We start from the raw sequence: 16,136 nt of genomic DNA, 5'->3' as shown, positions 1-16,136 counted from the left end.
GATAGCCCGCGAAAGGGCGCCAATTGTTTCAACGCCGAGCCTGGGATTCAGTGGTTCCAAGCGGCAAGGGAGCTGGGCGTCGAATGGGTCCGTCTCGCTTACGAGAAGTGGGATGGTGAGAAACGCGATTTTCTGATGGGTGATGCGGACGGCTTTACTTCCCTTGTGACGGAAGACTTGAATTCGTTATTCAGAGTACTCGACTGGGCTCAACAACATGAAATCAAGGTGGTCATCACTCCATTGGGCCTGCCTGGAAATCGATGGTTTCAGAACAATCACGACCGCGATGATCTCCGGCTCTGGAATGACAAAGCCTACTGGGAGCAGGCGGTACGATTCTGGGAGGAGTTGGCCAGAAACCTAAGGAATCACCCGGCGGTCTATGCCTATAATCTGATCAACGAACCAACGCCTGAAAAGGGCACAGATCTCGCCGAGCATGGAGCCGCCTCTCGCTATGAGAGATGGTACGCAGACTACCAGGGAACATCCCATGATCTGCCTGCCTTTTACGACACGGTGATCAAGGCTATTCGCCGGGTTGATCCCATGACCCCAATAATGCTGGACGCAGGCTGGTATGCTCAGCCTGCGGCCTTCACCTTTTGGCCCAAGATGGACGATCCCAGGATTCTTTATTCATTCCACCTCTATGAGCCCTACGATTTTACCAGCGCGTCCAACTTTCGCGAGAAACGCAATCTCTCCTACCCCGGAATGATTCCTTTTGCCGGCGAGGAGATGGCGTGGGATTCCAATCAGATTGAAGCCTACCTCCAGCCGTTCTTTGCTTGGGCGCAAGACCGGAAGATTGCCAATAATCGATTGGTGTGCGGCGAATTTGGGTGCTATCGCCGAAATGTTGGGTGCGACCGCTACTTGGCCGACGTTATCTCGGCCCTGAACAAGCGCGAAGTCCACTGGGCATTCTATTCATTCAGGGAAGATGAGTGGGACGGCTATGACTATGAGATTGGGGTCAATGGTTTAGGCTGGGAATACTGGAAAGCAAAGGAAGAGGGCCTCAACCCACCCCGTCCGAGGAACAACAACCCCTTGTTTGAAGTCATCAAGAAGGAATTCAGAAAGTGACGCATCGCAGCCGTCGCCATCGTATGGCTTCGAGCGGCGATCTTGACAGGTGACGCACGCTTCCGCCACTCGCGCCTATCAGGGAGCGAAGAATAAGGCGCGTGACCGCGTGGTGATACAGCTAAAAATCACAGATCGGAGTATCTTCCCCCGAAGGTCCCGTAATGTAGGCCACCCGGGCGGCCGGAGGCAGTATGAGCAGATTAAGGAAACCGAGTGCCGTGCCTTTGTTGAGCATGTTATGATTGAAGAGCCGAACCAGTTCGCCCAACCTGCGCCGTAACGGCGTGGTTGACTGGGGAAGTCAGCCAGTAAACAAATAAAAGTCGAAAACCGGAACTACCATGACAGAAGACGTCGAACATCAAGATCAAGGATCCGATCGAGCCCAAACTGACCGTTCCTGCTCGAGAACAGGAATCTCCATAGGAACCATTGCTGGCATCACATTGGGAGCACTCATGGGAATACCGCTGGACCGTACGCTCAATGGGATGGTCATAGGTTTCACCATCGGAATGGGTGTTGGTGCAGTCTTGGATGCAAGAAGGAAACGATCGAGACTGAGATAGTTACGTGTCATCGTCAGCTCTTGCATAGCGCAAGCACTACATTGCTGAGAGCGTTCGGGTTTGAACGCATCAATCGAGGGTTCAATCAATTTGGTGGCGGCAATGGCGACCGAGCACCGCCGGTCTCTCCACAGCCGCAAGGCAGACTACCTGCCGTGCATTTTCCAGCGTTGGTCGAGAGTCGCCGTCGCCACACTTCAGCGTTCGGGAAAAGAGCCATGAAGGTCCACAATCCCGGAGGTTCCGGAAGCGGAAAGCCCCTAATCACTCGAATGGGTGCTGAATGGTTTGGCATTCCCGTCCTCGAACTTGACGAGATACTCTTCGACCATGCTGAGCAGAGATGTGGCTCCCTCACCGATCCAGCGACGAGGGATTCGGCCTTGGAGGAATCTGACGCACAAGACAGATGGATTGTGGAGGGGCTATTTTCTCGATGGTGCGCTCACAGCTTCGGGGAAGCGGATTGGATTTTCGTGCTCACTCCTCCCCTTTGGCTTCGACAGGTTCGGGTCATTCGACGATGCTTCCGAAGATAGACTGGAATGGTGCACCGCAAGAAAGAGATGTTTCGCGGGTTGATGGAATCGATGGCGTGGAATCGAAAATTCGATAGAGACAGTCTTCGACGTGCCACGGAGATGCTGGAGGAATCGGGGCTTTCGACCACCCGATACACTGGACTTGAAGACGCCCTGGACCACCTGGAGCCCTTGAACAAATCGGTGCGGGCGATCACGTGAGGCTGGCGTCACTCCATGCCTGACCTCGACGTTCGGCGAATACCATGAAAAAACCTGTTGTTTTCGCATTAGGCTTCGGGCTCGGAGGAATCCTCGGTGTAGTCTCGGGCATTGCTTTCGCCGTCCATACGGCAAAGCAATCCCCACGCCAGAGTTCCTTCGTGAACGTCGTATTGGCAAACGCGCCCTTCGATGGGGAATGGTTCATTTCTTGGGGTGGGGAAAATCCGAAGGACAATCACCACATCGGAAGCCCTCCCCAAGATCGCGCCGTCGATATCAGAAAGATCATATCCGGAACCAAAAGCGAGACCCGTCAGGGGGATCCAAATAGGAACGAAAGTCACGGATGCTGGGCGCAACCGATTTACTCGCCTATTGATGGGGTCGTGGAAGTGGCGGTGGACGGTGTGCCGGACAACATTCCCGGAGAGCTTAACCGGTCATCAGCCATGGGGAATCATTTGATGCTGAAATCCCCTGACGGATTCGTCGTAGTGCTGGCCCACTTCAAACAGGGTTCCATTGCGAGAGAGGCGGGGGAGCCGATCAAAGCGGGGGATTTTTTGGCATTGTGCGGCAATTCGGGAAATTCGACTGAACCGCACCTACACATGCATGTGCAGTCCGGGATTGGCATGGCCCAGTCGGTCGCAATGCGGATGGTATTTCCCTCGATCACGGTGAACGGAGTTCCCCAAGAGAATTACTCGCCGAAGCGAGGCGACGTCATTTCAAATGGACAGAAGACACTGAACCAGGCGCCAGGGCCCATGCCGGCCGAAGGCCCGCATGCCTCATTGTAGTCGCTCCAGGAATCGAATATGCCCTCAATCAACCACATCGAGTTACGTGTCGCCAGCGTTGACACCTCCGAGAAATTCTATGACCCACTGTGCGAGCATCTGGGCTACTACAAGCATCTCAGGATAGGGGCTTGCATCCTCTACCGCAGCAAAGATGGAATCGGCGACTTGATCATCAAGCGAACCCGAACAGCCGGCAAAGGCAAGACCTACGACAAGGAGGCTCCCGGGTTCGCGCATCTTGCATGGAATGCGAACTCCCGAGAGGAAGTCGACTCGCTCTACGAGCTTCTCAAAGGCATTGATGCAGTCGTGCTGGATCCCCCGTGCGAGATGAGCTATAGTCCCGGATACTATGCGGTTTGGTTTCAAGATCCCGATGGCATGAAGCTCGAATACGCCTTCACTCCAATGCAAAACCCCACCCTGCAAGCGGAATTCAAAAGGCTTAAGGCTCGAAAGAAATAGATTCGAACCAGTCGTTTCTCACAACTCCGTTCAGCACTACGCGCAAACCTCCTTGTGAGAGCTCAGCCTCCTCCCAAATCAAAGGAGATGAATGCAAGACGCCTGGAAAACCGGAAGATCCGCTCAATTCGTGACAGTCACTCCGTGACTGACACCCATCGGTGATCTCGACGTTACGCTATTTGGGTATTGGCCGAGTATCTAGCAAACATAGGGCGGGACAGTGCCAGGAACGTGGCAGAATTTGCCGTGCGCCTTGGTCCCTGCTTCATGCAGGAAGCCGGACATACCCAATTCCCCGGATCATTGACGCAGATTTCAATCGCCTGTTATCGTGCAATCACTGGCGTTTAGTCAGAGAAAGCAGTAAGGACCGATTTCCTTTTGAGTCGGCGAGGTTCGAAAAGGCATTTGTGCGTCAGACCGTTTGCCAATAGGCGATTCTTTCGATCTGCAGTGCGTTATAGCTTGATTCTGACCACCACAACACAACTGATGGAGGAGCAAATGAAAAAACTATCAAGTCTCTGGGCCATTCGCGCGGTCGCGCGGTCAACCCAATCTCGTCTGGTGTTCTCTGGAATTGCTTTGGTTGCTGTGCTTGCATCAGCGGTACATGCGCTCGACGACACGATGACGCCCATCACCACGCCTTCGCAGCCCGATGCAATCGAACTTGGAACTGGTCCACTACCTGGTGCGGAGAACCCAGAGGTCTGGCACCATCAGTACGGCCGTCGGTTCGTTCGCAATGTTACGGTTGCGACACTGACACCCTTTCTTCCGGATCCTGCCAAGGCAAGCGGCGCGGCGGTTGTCGTGGCACCAGGCGGGGGTTTCACAAGTCTGTCCATGGAAAATGAAGGCTGGGACGTGGCCCGCGCTCTGGCGGAAAGAGGTGTTGCAGCGTTTGTCCTCAAGTATCGCTTGAACCAGACACCAGCGGACCCGCAAGAGTACGAAAAGGCCATGCGGGAGATGTTTTCGGGTGATGAGCCACCACCGCGCCCCGACCCGGAAGAGAGAATGGCTGGTCTGGCGCCCCAGATTGCAGACGCCCGCGCGGCATTTGCACTTATCCGTAAGCACTCCGCCGAGTGGCATATCGACGCGAAACGGATCGGTATGGTTGGTTTTTCCGCTGGCGCGATGCTTACGCTGGCGACTACAACCAATGGAGAGGATGCTAAACCCGCCTTCATCGGGAACATCTACGGTCCGCTTGCGCCTTTCAATGTGCCCGCAGATGCGCCGCCACTGTTCGTTGCATTAGCCGCCGACGATCCGTTTTTCGGTAACGGCGGCTACGGGATCATCGATAGCTGGAGGGCTGCAAAGCGTCCCGTGGAGTTCCATCTTTTTGAGCAGGGTGGCCATGGCTTCGGCATGTATCCGAAGGAAACGACGAGCACGGGTTGGTTCGATGCCTTTGCGCGTTGGCTCCGTATGCATGGCATGATGAAGTGAACCCAAAAGGGAAACAGAAGCGCTAGACCTCCCCTGATTTGGTGGACAAGAAGTGGGCAGTCTGGGAAGGAGAATCAGACATGCCAAGAACACATAGAGCGTACGACGAGGAGCTCAAGAGGCAGGCTGTGGATCCTTACCTCAACAGCAGCAAGGTGCGCCGTGGATCCGACCTTTGACTTTCCACTCCAAGGCCCGTCTGTTGAACTCGACAGGGTCTGACGCGCAATAGCCTGTGTATCGCTGGGTGGCTTTCAGGCCGAGTCAGACGGCACAGCCCAATCAGATGCCGGACGAGAAGGGGTCGCCTGGTGGACCGGCGAAGAGGTCTGGATTCTTTGTGTATTCCTTTCCGCCTCGCAGGCGCCGTTGCCAGCACACCTCTAGGCTGACGAGTTCTAGCTGGAATTCGGCAGAATCGGGTTTTGAATTGCAGGCATTCGCCGAAACGCCATATCAATGAACACAATGAGGAAACAGGTCATCATGAATAAAACAATGCGACTCACAACTATCGCTGCTGTGGTGGTAATGTCATGCCTCGCAATGGTTGGCTGCAACGAATCAGGCACCACAAATTCGGCTTCAATTGAAGAACTGGGCCAGATGAATCGCGACTTCGCGAAAGCGTTGATCGCAAAAGACGCAGCAGCGGCAGCCATGCTTTACGAAGCGAACGCGTCGTTGCTACCACCCAACGAACCGATCGTAACGGGACGCGACAGAATCCAAGAATACTGGCAGGGCCTTATTGACGCAGGCCTGGTCGATGCATCCGTCAAGACGATTGATGCAGAAAGCGATGGAGACCTCGGTTACGAGATTGGCACTTTTGAACTGAAATTTGCCGGAGAGAACGGAGAAACAATAACCGACGGAGGAAAGTACACTGAGATCCTCAAGCGCGACGCCACCGGAAAATGGATCTCGATCTATGGCATGTGGAGCAGCAACGAACCCGCGCCGCCTCAGTAAGCCAATCAGGGGAACAGCCGACAAACAGCTCCAGGGATGCCTGCCGGCGCGGCCATCCCTGGCCCCAAACGCCAAGCCGAACATGAACCACATCTCCGGATTTCGGAAAGGAACCGATCAACTCGTAATACAATATGGATACAGGGCTTTTTAGTCACCCGTAATGCGGCAATTTGAGGAACAAGGAAGAATGGAGAGTGAAAACAAGGAATTGTTGAGAAGATTTTACGCTGAGGTTTTCGCGGACTGGAACCAGGAGTTGATCAATGAGTTGGTCGCTCCCGAATTTCGATCGCATGATTGGTCGGTGGATAGTCGGACAGGGCCCGACGGATTCAGGGACTTTTATAACCCTGTTCTTGGATGTTTTCCAGATACTCACTATGAAGTGGAGGATATCATCGCGGAGGGGGATAAGGTAGTGGTGAGATGGAAACTCTTGGGAACCCACGAGGGGGAATTCAGGGGAATTGCTCCGACTGGAAGGAGTATTTCCATGAACGGGATAGCCATATATCGCGTAGAAGGAGGAAAACTCAGGGAAAGATGGGTGGTTTATGATCTGTTTGGCCTGATCTCGCAGTTGCAGACTACCGAGAGTGGGTAGTTGACGAACGAGAGCTTGACCTTCACATTGGACACTCTTCCAGACACAGTGCGAATTCGAGAAGCGCAATCATCAGATGCGCCGGATATCAGGGGAGTTCATCTCGCAGCGTTTGGAGATGAGGGTCCGCTGGTCGCCGATCTGGCATTGGAGTTGATGGCCGACAAATCCGCAGAACCAATGCTGGTGCTTGTCGCTGAGTCGGAAAAAGGCGTGGTCGGAAGCATAATCTTTAGCTCAGTTCGAATTCCTGGCGCAAAGTCAGGTCCTTCTTACCTACTCGCGCCCTTGGCAGTAGCGCCTGAGTTCCAACATATGGGCGTCGGAAAGCAGCTCATCGAGTCAGGTCTGACCGCACTCCGGGAGCGTGGTGGCGAGCTGATCTTCGTTCTGGGAGATCCCCGCTATTACAGCAGATTCGGATTCAGCGCGGAACACAAAGTGCGTGCGCCCTACGATCTTCCATACCCCGATGCCTGGATGTGCCGGCCGTTGGGCAAGCTTGTTCCGGAACTGATTGAAGGCCAGTTGGCTTGTGCCGAATCGCTCAAACGACCGGAGCATTGGTAAGGAGAATAGCCAACACTCCGCTGCAGGCGCGACGGCCCTGACAAGCCGCGCCTGACCTCCGAGCGTCCGGCAGAAATGGATGAGAGAACGCGAGATTTCACCTGACGATTCACACAATCCGAGTTACCAAGCGTCATGAAATCTCCAATAATCAGCGTCACCGCCTTCTGCGCTCTTGCTTTCGCGGTGTCCGCCGAAACGGCCGATACGATCTATTATAACGGTACCATTGTCACGATGGAGGACGCCCAGCCCAAGGCCGAGGCGGTCGCGGTGAGGGACGGGAGAATTCTCGCTGTCGGCGCGAAGGATGAGGTCTTTAGGACCAGTGGCGACGACTCGGACTTGATCAACCTTGGCGGACGAACGATGCTTCCCGGATTCATCGATGCCCACGGCCATGTCATGGGCGGCGGGTTGCAGGCTCTGTCGGCAAACATGCTGGCCCCACCGGATGGCGACGTGAGGGACATTGCCTCGCTCCAGCAGACGCTCCGCGACTGGATGGCAGAAAACCCAAGGGCCGTGAAGGAGATCAAGCTCGTGATCGGCTTCGGCTACGACAATGCGCAGCTTGCCGAGTTGAGGCATCCCACTTGCGATGACCTGGACGCCGTATCCACAGACGTGCCGATCGTCATCGTCCACCAGTCGGGGCACATCATCTCGGTGAACTCGAAGGCCCTTGCGGTCGGAGAGATTACGGCGCAGACCCGGAACCCGACCGGGGGTGTCATCCAGCGTAAGGAAGGCGGCGAGCAGCCAAACGGCGTGCTCGAGGAAACGGCGGCCTTCCCGCTGCTACTCAAGTTGCTTGGGCGAGTGGGAAGCGATGGATCCAGAGTGTTCCTCAAAGCCGGGACGGAGCTCTGGGCGCGCTTCGGCTACACGACAGCCCAGGATGGACGGACGATGCCCGCTGCCGTGGCTGCGATGAAGGAGGTCGCCGGCGAAGGCGACCTCAAGATCGATGTAGTCGCCTACCCCGATGTGCTGATCGACCGCGATTTGATCAAGAAAGAGGTCAGCCCGACCTACAAGAATCGCTTCCGAGTGGGCGGCGCCAAACTCACAATCGACGGATCGCCGCAGGGCTTCACCGCGTGGCGCGACCGGCCTTACTACAAGCCGGTGGGCAAATACCCACCGGGCTATGTCGGGTATCCTGCCGCCACCGCCGAGCAGGTCGGGGATGCGGTGGACTGGGCTTTTGAGAATGACATCCAGCTTCTGACCCATGCCAACGGTGAGGCCGCTTCCGATCAGTTGATCGCCTACATTGCGGCTGCTACCGAGAAGCACGGCAGGGGAGATCGCCGCGCGGTGCTCATCCACGGCCAGTTCCTCCGGGAAGACCAGTTGGATTCGTTCAAATCCCTCGACGTCATTCCCTCGCTCTTTCCCATGCACACCTTCTATTGGGGCGACTGGCACCGCGAGCACACGGTGGGCCCGGCTCTCTCCAACAACATTTCACCCACCGGCTGGTGCGTGAAAAAGGGAATGCGGTTTACCACCCACCACGATGCTCCGGTCGCCTTCCCGGATTCAATGCGGGTACTTGACGCCACAGTCACCCGCCGTTCCCGGTCCGGCGACATCATCGGCCCCGATCAGCGGGTCGACGTGATGACCGCCCTCAAGGCCATGACGATCTGGCCGGCGTGGCAGCACTTCGAGGAAGACACCAAGGGCTCGATCGCAGTCGGCAAACTGGCCGACTTCGTGATCCTTGACCAGGATCCGACTGTGGTCGATCCCGAGACCCTCGACCAGATCAAGGTCATCAGGACCATCAAGGAGGGAACGACGATCTTCGAACTCGATACCGCCAGAAAAGCAGTCGCCTCTTTTCAATCCGGCAACGGCTCTGTATTCGCGTTTGCCCGGGCAATTGGCGCTTTCTGCCCGAGTGCCGGAGGACATCGAAACCATCAGTCCGAGAGCTGCCTCTGCGGTTCAGTTGCCGGCCTTACTTCCATAATCACGGGTGGGAAGGCCCGCTAGGCTGCTGGGAGAGCACAAGGCCGAACCAGCCGCGGCACATCTACGCGCTTCGCACCTCAGTCCACGCAGACGTCCGGCAGAAAACCTTTCCCCCGATGAATGTCGAAATCGTGATCTTTCCCGAAACGCGCGTCGCGGCTATCGAGCATCAGGGCTCCCCGGCACTTGAGCACGACACTGTGCGAAAGCTCGTCAGTTGGAAGATCGAGAACCGGCTTCTCGACCAGGCGAAGTATCGCACCTACGGGTTGCACTATGCCGATCCACGAACGGCGGAGCCGTCGGAGTATCGAGCTGAGTTCTGCCTCTCGATCGATCGACCCGTCGGCACGAATGGGTATGGGATTTACGAGAAATTGCTGCCGAGTCTTCGCTGTGCTCGCGCGCGGGACATTGGATCGCGATTGAATAACCGGGCAGCCAGATACCTTTTCGAGGTATGGCTTCCAGGTAGCCGCGAGACTTGGACCGGCCATCCGGCCATCTTCCACTACGTGAATGTGGGGCCTGGCGTGAAAGAAGCTGAAGCGATCACGGATGTCTATTTACCCCTCAAGTAGGAGAGGCACGCGAGGGCCGAACGAACCGCGGGAGCCATCGGCCATGTCTGTTACCCGGACCCGCAGATGAAGACCGTGACCACCCTTCTCATCGGCATTCTAGCGGCTGGTTGCACGAGCACGTCAGACAAAAGCGCTCCGGCTCGACTTCAGGCTGGCTTGTCGGCTGACACCCCCGTTGTCCTCAGTTCCGGTTTGATCAAAGATGGAGTCGCCGCTGAAGACGCCTGGCTTCGAGAAAATTGCCCGGGGTTCCAGCGCTGCTCCGGAGGCATTTCATCAAGTGCCACCGGAGAGGAGGACGACGAGACTGTTCATTTCACACACCGCACGGACTCGGTTGATGGTCGCATTCTCAGTGTCGTTTGCGTGGTCCTGCCTGGCGGAGAAGAGCACGAATTCTACTTCGACGTCACAGCCATTTGGAATGCTCAAGGAAAACAGACGGAACAGTCGGCACAGAAAGCTCGCGCAAGCACTCCGCGCTGACCGTCACGTCCGGCCGCAAACCATAGACAGAAAATCCTGTGTATCAGAGACAAAACGAAAAGAGCTCTATATGCCCTGTGTTTGACGGTTTCGGCGATTCGTTCCGCAATCCGGGGAATCTACGTAGGGGAATCAGACGATGCACCACGAGCAGCATTGTTCGGATGAATGCCAATGATGGGATTGCTCCTGGTTTTCGCTTTTGCATGTTTCATATCCCTCGTGTTGAAAACATGAAGGCGAACCGGGAGGCCCCGGCAATGGCGCACGCGCCCCCACTTACACCTTGAAATTCGCCAAACAAATGCCTGCGAACAGGAACAGAAGCGCATACGATCAGTGGTCGGAAATGTATGATCTCGATCCGAATCCCCACACGGCGATGGAGGAGGATGACGTTGTGGACATGGTCGCCGCCGCGCCGGGGGAGCACATCCTTGACGCGGCCTGTGGAACCGGGAGGTATTGCCGTTTGTTTCAGAGTAAGGAAGCACACGTTGTGGGGATTGACTTTTCAGAGGGCATGCTGCGTGTTGCGCGACAGAAAATGCCGACCGTCGCTTTTCGCTGTGTGGACCTGACGGGCATTCTTCCCTTTCCGGAGGCCAGCTTCGACAAAATCAACTGCGCACAAGCGCTGAAGCACCTTCCTGATCTGACGATTCCGCTGGCGGAATTTGCGCGCGTCTTGAAACCGTCCGGCACGATCACTTTTTCAGTGACGCATCCCGAAATGGACTGGGAGAGCTATGAGATGTCTTCCACGCTTTCATTCAATCTTGCTGCGGAATCCGACATCCACCAGCACCGATTCTGGCAATACTTCGAGGCGATCGATCGGGCTGGTCTTCGCCTGTCGGCATTCCGTCAAACGCCAGTGGGCGAGAAGATCCGGAAGTATCTGACTCCTGAATCCTATCAGAAAGTCAGAGGCCGCTATCAGATCGCGATATTCCAGGCGAGGAAATCGGAGACAGCCAATCCACCAGCTGTACCGGATGATGTATCCAATACCTTATGACGTGCTGATGATTGGGCAGCTTGCGTCCCACTATCGATGTGGTCCTTCCTCGAAAGGCCGAACTTCCGGGAATATGGCCTGGATGGCAGCGTATCAAACCAATCCGCAGGTTCGTCTTAGCCGGAGACCCGGACGCCGCACCGGCCAGCTGCGGAGTGCCCCCTTCGATCCGGCGCAAGAAGGCCCCGGCATCGAGTGCAAGCGATCACGGGCAAATCTCATCCGAGAATCTGAATTGCCCGGCCAGACGGCGATGAAAGACCCGGGGCTTCACTTCTCCGTCGCTCGCATATAGCGTCGAGCAAATCATGAAGATCGAAATCAGGACGGCTACTCCTGGCGACCGGATTCAATGGGGCCGGCTGCGCTTGGAACTCTGGCCTGATTGTCCGCCCGATCGCCACCGCCTCGAGATGACACAGCTTTCCAGCCGTCCCGGGATAGTCGCACTGGCCCTAGTCGACCGGGAGTTGGCGGGGTCCGCCGAAGTCTCGGTGAGATCTGATCATGTGGAAGGTACTGTCTCCGCGCCAGTCCCCTATTTGGAGGGATGGTTCGTTCGGCCAGCCTATCGAGGGCACGGTGTCGGTCGCGCGCTCCTTTCATTCGTTGAGCAGTGGGCGGTTTCGGAAGGATTCAGCGAGCTTGCCAGCGATGCCGAACTTTCGAACGATCATAGCATCCGGCTTCATACGATGCTCGGATTCAGGGAAGCCGGCAGGAGTGTGCATTTTGTCAAAACACTGAAAACCGACGGAGCCGTGACAAGCGCGACAGCCAACCGGGACAGCGTGCGGCAAGAACATTGAAGTCTGTTCCATGCCATCGCATTCGACCGGGCCCACGACCTGATGACCGGAAATCCAAACAACCGGAAGCGCTTCCAGCCGCAGGAACCAGTCATACGGTGGCTGCTTGATTCGGATCCGTCGATCCGCTGGCAGGTGATGCGGGACCTGACCGGCGCACCTACGGAAGAGGTCGCGGCCGAACGCGCCGCATTTCCACAGAAGGTTACGGTGAGCGGCTGCTCGGACTTCAGGCATCCGACGGATCCTGGGGCGGAGTAGCGTGGAATCGCGGGTGGAATTCCACCATGCACGTCCTGATGCTGCTGCGAGACCTGGGACTTGATCCCACCGACGTCGAGGCGCGCCGCGCGGTGGGCCTCGTGTGTGACCGGGTTACCTGGCAGGGGTGCGGACCCCAGGAAGCGGACCATAACCCTTTCTTTGCCGGCGAAGTGGAGCCCTGCATCAACGGGCAGGTCGCGGCGGTGGGAGCCTACTTCAAACAGGATGTCCAGGGCATCGTCAACCGGCTGCTGACCGAGCAGCTGCAGGACGGTGGCTGGAATTGCGAAGCCGCCAACGGCTCGGCCCGGTCATCGTTCAACACCACCATCTGCGTGCTCGAGGCGCTGCTCGAGCAAGAACAGGCCGGCGGCGCCAGTCCAGAGGTGACCCGAGCCCGGCTCCGCGGTCAGGATTACCTCCTCGAACGCCGCCTCTTCCGGCGCCGCTCAACCGGCGAGGTGATTGAGCGGGATCGCAAGGATGGCACTGACTGGACCCGCCTCGCCTTCCCCACCTGGTGGCACTATGACGTGCTGCGAGGTCTCGATTACCTGCGACGTGCCGGGGTCGAGCCTGACGAGCGCCTGGCTGAAGCAATCAACGTGGTCGCGTCCAAGCGCGACAGCAACGGCCGGTGGATGCTCGAAAGGCGTCATCCCGGACCAATGCCGGTCGAAATGGATGAGGGCGAGGAACGACCCAGCCGGTGGATCACGCTGCGCGCCTTGCGCGTTCTGAACTGGTTTTCAGGGATTGGCTGAACCGCGTATCGCGGGACCGGGAATGGCAAGCAGCCGAACCAATCAACGTGGACAAAACCTCAAAACCCGCCAGTCTGAACCCTTGACCGATTGCGAGCCGTACCTGGCAGGGTTTGGGCAGGAAAAGGCTCCTACCCCAAGCCAATCAAACCCAACCCAAAACGAAAGGAACCGATTATGACAACCGCGATGATATTCCACGAAGTCAACGATGGCGCAATCTGGGCCAGATCCTGGAAGAAGGGCCCAGGGAGCCGACACGAGATGTTCGGGAAAATCGGCGTCAAATGCCGCAATTTCCGCGATCCCGACAACCCACGGAGAACCGGCGTTCTGGCCGAGATTCCCGATCTGGCGAAGTTTCAGGAATTGCTGCGGACCGAGGAGGGCAAGAAGGCCATGCAGGAAGACGGCCTCAAGGTTGAAACGATGCGGATGCTGATCGAATTCACACCATAAAAGGCAAACACAGTGTCCCCTGCCCTTCGGACGGATGATGCGTCCACACCACAGAGCGGCGGTTCCGCGGCTGCTCAACCATTTCGACTAGAGGGCCGGAGTCACCGCATTCGTTCCAGGATTTCGTCGCAAAGTGCCCTGACCGCAAGGATTCCGATCGGAGACGCCATCCCGTTAAGGACAAGACAAACACTATATGAAAAATCCTATGACGAAAATCAGAGTTGAACAACAGACCATGACCGGTGGCGTCTGGATGGCCGCCTGGCTTTTCACCCTGGGTTACCTCAAACTCACTTTCTGGAAGGGAGTTCTCGCCATCCTAGTCTGGCCCTACTACCTGGGCGTCCACTTCGCGCCGGTGGCCCAGTAGCGAAAGCGAACGCCCGATCATATGATGAAGAGCTGGCTCTGGTCTTCAGGCCTGTTTCTCCTGGGCTACGTGGTCGGGACGGTCGTCGGGTTCGCGCTCTACTTCGTCAACGAAGTGCTGATGTGGGTCGGCCTGTTCACCTTGATGCCCGCTGTCTTTGCAGTCCTTTTCTACCTCTATCTTGGAATGGTGGCGTGTCCTCCGGAGACCTCCCTGTCGGAAGTGATCCGGGTAGCCCTTTATTGGTCCGCCCTGTCCTTTCTCCTGGACGCCCTGGTCTACATCGCAGTGGTTCCCGTGATCTTCGGCACACCGGCCAATTGGGGGTTCTTCATCGATCAATCGCCCTGGATCTGGCTGTCCTACCTTTCCATCTTCGCCATGGGTCTGGCTGGCCGCTGGCTCCATCTGCGGCGAGGCACCCGGGCACGCGTCTCACCCGAACCTGCTCATTCCGAATAGGGACCTCATGGCACTCCGGAAGATGAAGAACCGGCTCTCTTGGAGCCTTTGCAAGGACAACGATCGCTGGTCCATCTTCCATCAGCACTCCTCCCGGCCCATTGGTGGAGACACCATTCAAAGGATCTTCGGGTGACCGCGACCAAGCCTATGGCACCATTCATCAACATTCCCAAAGGGAACATGCCGTGATCCCCGGAGTGGAAAGCCAGTCTGTATGAAAGAAGAGACTATCAAACATATCGTCCTCCGCTACGTGGAGGCCTTCAATAAAGGTGATGTCGACGGAGTGTGCGCGTGTTTTGCTCCGGGAGCAGTCGTTCAGGGAGTCCTCGGTTGGGGAGAGATTCCCAAGGTCCGTCCGATTTGGGAGATGCTCGTCAAGTGCTTCAGAATGCAGCTCCAGGTAGACTCGATCATCGCGGAAGAGAACCGGGTCGCCGTGCGCTACACCGAACGGGGACAATTTGTTGCCAGGTTCCGGGACCACGAGCCCACCGGGAAGACCTACGAGGTGGTCGCCATGGAATGGTTTGAGGTCAGTGAGAATGGCATCGAGCGGAGGTGGGGAGCCCGTGACTCGGCGGCCATGTTCCGCCAACTCGGCATCCCGCCGACCTGATCCGGCACCGAGCCCGATGACCATACTTTTTCCATCAACCCGAGGATTCCACCTATGCCCAATCAACCACCCGAATCAGATCTGATAACCTGGCACCGCTATTTTGCAATCGAGAGCAACAATCGTGCGTGGTCGCTCACCATCGCGTCCCGATCTGCCGACGAAGACCAGGAAATGCTCGATGCGGCCCACGCGGCGGCCTGGCATTGGGGTTTCGCAGGCGATGAGCTCAACCACATGCGCGCGAAGATGCTCCTGGCCGAAGTTCATGCCCAGCTGGGAAATGGAACGATCGCCCTGCGCCATGCCACGACGATGCAGGCCTGGTTCCTCTCCCGGGAGACTCCCGATTGGGAGGTCGCGTTCGTGCATGCAATCTTCGCAAGAGCGTCACTGGCGGCGGGCGATTCCGAATCCTATCGAGCGGCCTACGTTCTGGCTGAGAAGGCGATTGCCGCAATCGGCGATGAGGATGATCGAAAGATTGTCATCCAGACATTCAGCCGGATCCCGCGCCCCGCTTGAGACGGGGCCGCCCCTCCGAACGGCTTCAGCCCTTTCCTTGCGGTGGCCTGAACCGACCCGGCGGTGGACTGACAGACGTGGATCGCCAACCAGGCGCACTTCCTTCCTCACAAACCCCATCGTCAAACGACGGAGAATCCATGTTCACGCGATCCGACAACTGCCGCTGCCAGGAGCCTTTCCCGGGAGTCCGATTCAAGACCCGGGTTCATGGCGAACGGACTCTTCTTGCCGAGTTTCACCTGGAGCGCAATCGACTCCTTCCGCGGCATTCCCACCCGCACGAGCAGACGGGCTACCTGGTCAGCGGCGCCATCCGGCTCACGATCGGCACGGAAGTCTTTGACGCCAGGCCGGGGGACTGCTGGTGCATCCCCGGCGGAGTGGATCACGGGGCCGAAGTCCTCGAGGACTCGGTCGCGATCGAGGTCTTTTCTCCGGTTCGCGACGACTACCTAAAGACCGGTCCCTGATGCGT

At 57.1% G+C, this 16,136-nt stretch carries 20 protein-coding genes; all 20 read left to right on the top strand.

The annotated features are described in order from the left end of the window. Window positions 1–1,095: cellulase family glycosylhydrolase (locus R3F07_15155; GenBank protein MEZ5277717.1), on the top strand; the 1,095-nt coding region annotated here is incomplete at its 5' end. 1,359 nt (window positions 1,096–2,454) lie between these two features. Then, window positions 2,455–3,216, top strand: a complete 762-nt coding sequence (locus tag R3F07_15150) for a M23 family metallopeptidase (protein ID MEZ5277716.1) — start codon at window positions 2,455–2,457, stop codon at window positions 3,214–3,216. A gap of 18 nt (window positions 3,217–3,234) precedes the next feature. After that, complete coding sequence (locus R3F07_15145; protein MEZ5277715.1) at window positions 3,235–3,684, top strand: VOC family protein; 450 nt, start codon at window positions 3,235–3,237, stop codon at window positions 3,682–3,684. A gap of 468 nt (window positions 3,685–4,152) precedes the next feature. Further along, entirely contained in the window at window positions 4,153–5,151 is a 999-nt protein-coding gene (locus R3F07_15140; GenBank protein ID MEZ5277714.1) for an alpha/beta hydrolase, read from the top strand. Window positions 5,152–5,619: 468 nt separating this feature from the next. Next, window positions 5,620–6,126, top strand: coding sequence for a DUF4440 domain-containing protein (locus R3F07_15135; GenBank protein ID MEZ5277713.1), 507 nt, complete (start codon window positions 5,620–5,622; stop codon window positions 6,124–6,126). 163 nt (window positions 6,127–6,289) lie between these two features. Further along, window positions 6,290–6,733, top strand: coding sequence for an ester cyclase (locus R3F07_15130; protein ID MEZ5277712.1), 444 nt, complete (start codon window positions 6,290–6,292; stop codon window positions 6,731–6,733). A gap of 15 nt (window positions 6,734–6,748) precedes the next feature. Beyond that, the gene (locus R3F07_15125; GenBank protein MEZ5277711.1) at window positions 6,749–7,303 is read left to right on the top strand and encodes an N-acetyltransferase; all 555 of its coding nucleotides are present in this window, start codon (window positions 6,749–6,751) and stop codon (window positions 7,301–7,303) included. Between the two features lie 135 nt (window positions 7,304–7,438). After that, a complete protein-coding gene (locus tag R3F07_15120) occupies window positions 7,439–9,310 on the top strand; it encodes an amidohydrolase (protein MEZ5277710.1) in 1,872 nt (623 codons plus the stop codon). Between the two features lie 95 nt (window positions 9,311–9,405). Continuing rightward, complete coding sequence (locus tag R3F07_15115) at window positions 9,406–9,870, top strand: GyrI-like domain-containing protein (protein MEZ5277709.1); 465 nt, start codon at window positions 9,406–9,408, stop codon at window positions 9,868–9,870. A 66-nt stretch (window positions 9,871–9,936) separates the two neighbouring features. Then, entirely contained in the window at window positions 9,937–10,359 is a 423-nt protein-coding gene (locus R3F07_15110) for a hypothetical protein (GenBank protein ID MEZ5277708.1), read from the top strand. Window positions 10,360–10,645: 286 nt separating this feature from the next. Then, the gene (locus R3F07_15105; protein ID MEZ5277707.1) at window positions 10,646–11,380 is read left to right on the top strand and encodes a class I SAM-dependent methyltransferase; all 735 of its coding nucleotides are present in this window, start codon (window positions 10,646–10,648) and stop codon (window positions 11,378–11,380) included. Between the two features lie 308 nt (window positions 11,381–11,688). Further along, the gene (locus R3F07_15100; protein MEZ5277706.1) at window positions 11,689–12,189 is read left to right on the top strand and encodes a GNAT family N-acetyltransferase; all 501 of its coding nucleotides are present in this window, start codon (window positions 11,689–11,691) and stop codon (window positions 12,187–12,189) included. 42 nt (window positions 12,190–12,231) lie between these two features. Then, window positions 12,232–12,450 carry a hypothetical protein gene (locus R3F07_15095; GenBank protein MEZ5277705.1) on the top strand — a complete coding sequence of 73 codons (219 nt, stop codon included), beginning with the start codon at window positions 12,232–12,234 and terminating at the stop codon, window positions 12,448–12,450. Window positions 12,451–12,488: 38 nt separating this feature from the next. Beyond that, complete coding sequence (locus R3F07_15090) at window positions 12,489–13,217, top strand: hypothetical protein (GenBank protein ID MEZ5277704.1); 729 nt, start codon at window positions 12,489–12,491, stop codon at window positions 13,215–13,217. Window positions 13,218–13,406: 189 nt separating this feature from the next. Next, window positions 13,407–13,676 (top strand): hypothetical protein, encoded by a 270-nt coding sequence (locus tag R3F07_15085; GenBank protein MEZ5277703.1) that lies wholly within the window; start codon window positions 13,407–13,409, stop codon window positions 13,674–13,676. Window positions 13,677–13,884: 208 nt separating this feature from the next. Then, window positions 13,885–14,049 (top strand): hypothetical protein, encoded by a 165-nt coding sequence (locus R3F07_15080; GenBank protein ID MEZ5277702.1) that lies wholly within the window; start codon window positions 13,885–13,887, stop codon window positions 14,047–14,049. Between the two features lie 21 nt (window positions 14,050–14,070). Next, window positions 14,071–14,511, top strand: coding sequence for a hypothetical protein (locus tag R3F07_15075; protein MEZ5277701.1), 441 nt, complete (start codon window positions 14,071–14,073; stop codon window positions 14,509–14,511). Window positions 14,512–14,728: 217 nt separating this feature from the next. Then, window positions 14,729–15,133, top strand: coding sequence for a nuclear transport factor 2 family protein (locus tag R3F07_15070; protein MEZ5277700.1), 405 nt, complete (start codon window positions 14,729–14,731; stop codon window positions 15,131–15,133). A 54-nt stretch (window positions 15,134–15,187) separates the two neighbouring features. Continuing rightward, entirely contained in the window at window positions 15,188–15,658 is a 471-nt protein-coding gene (locus R3F07_15065; GenBank protein MEZ5277699.1) for a hypothetical protein, read from the top strand. 140 nt (window positions 15,659–15,798) lie between these two features. Beyond that, entirely contained in the window at window positions 15,799–16,131 is a 333-nt protein-coding gene (locus R3F07_15060; protein ID MEZ5277698.1) for a cupin domain-containing protein, read from the top strand. Window positions 16,132–16,136 lie beyond the last annotated feature (5 nt).

It is taken from the genome of Opitutaceae bacterium (assembly GCA_041395105.1).
Taxonomy (GTDB): domain Bacteria; phylum Verrucomicrobiota; class Verrucomicrobiia; order Opitutales; family Opitutaceae; genus B12-G4.
The sequence above is the reverse complement of the archived record's forward strand: the minus strand, read 5'-3'. Positions and strand labels throughout refer to the sequence as shown.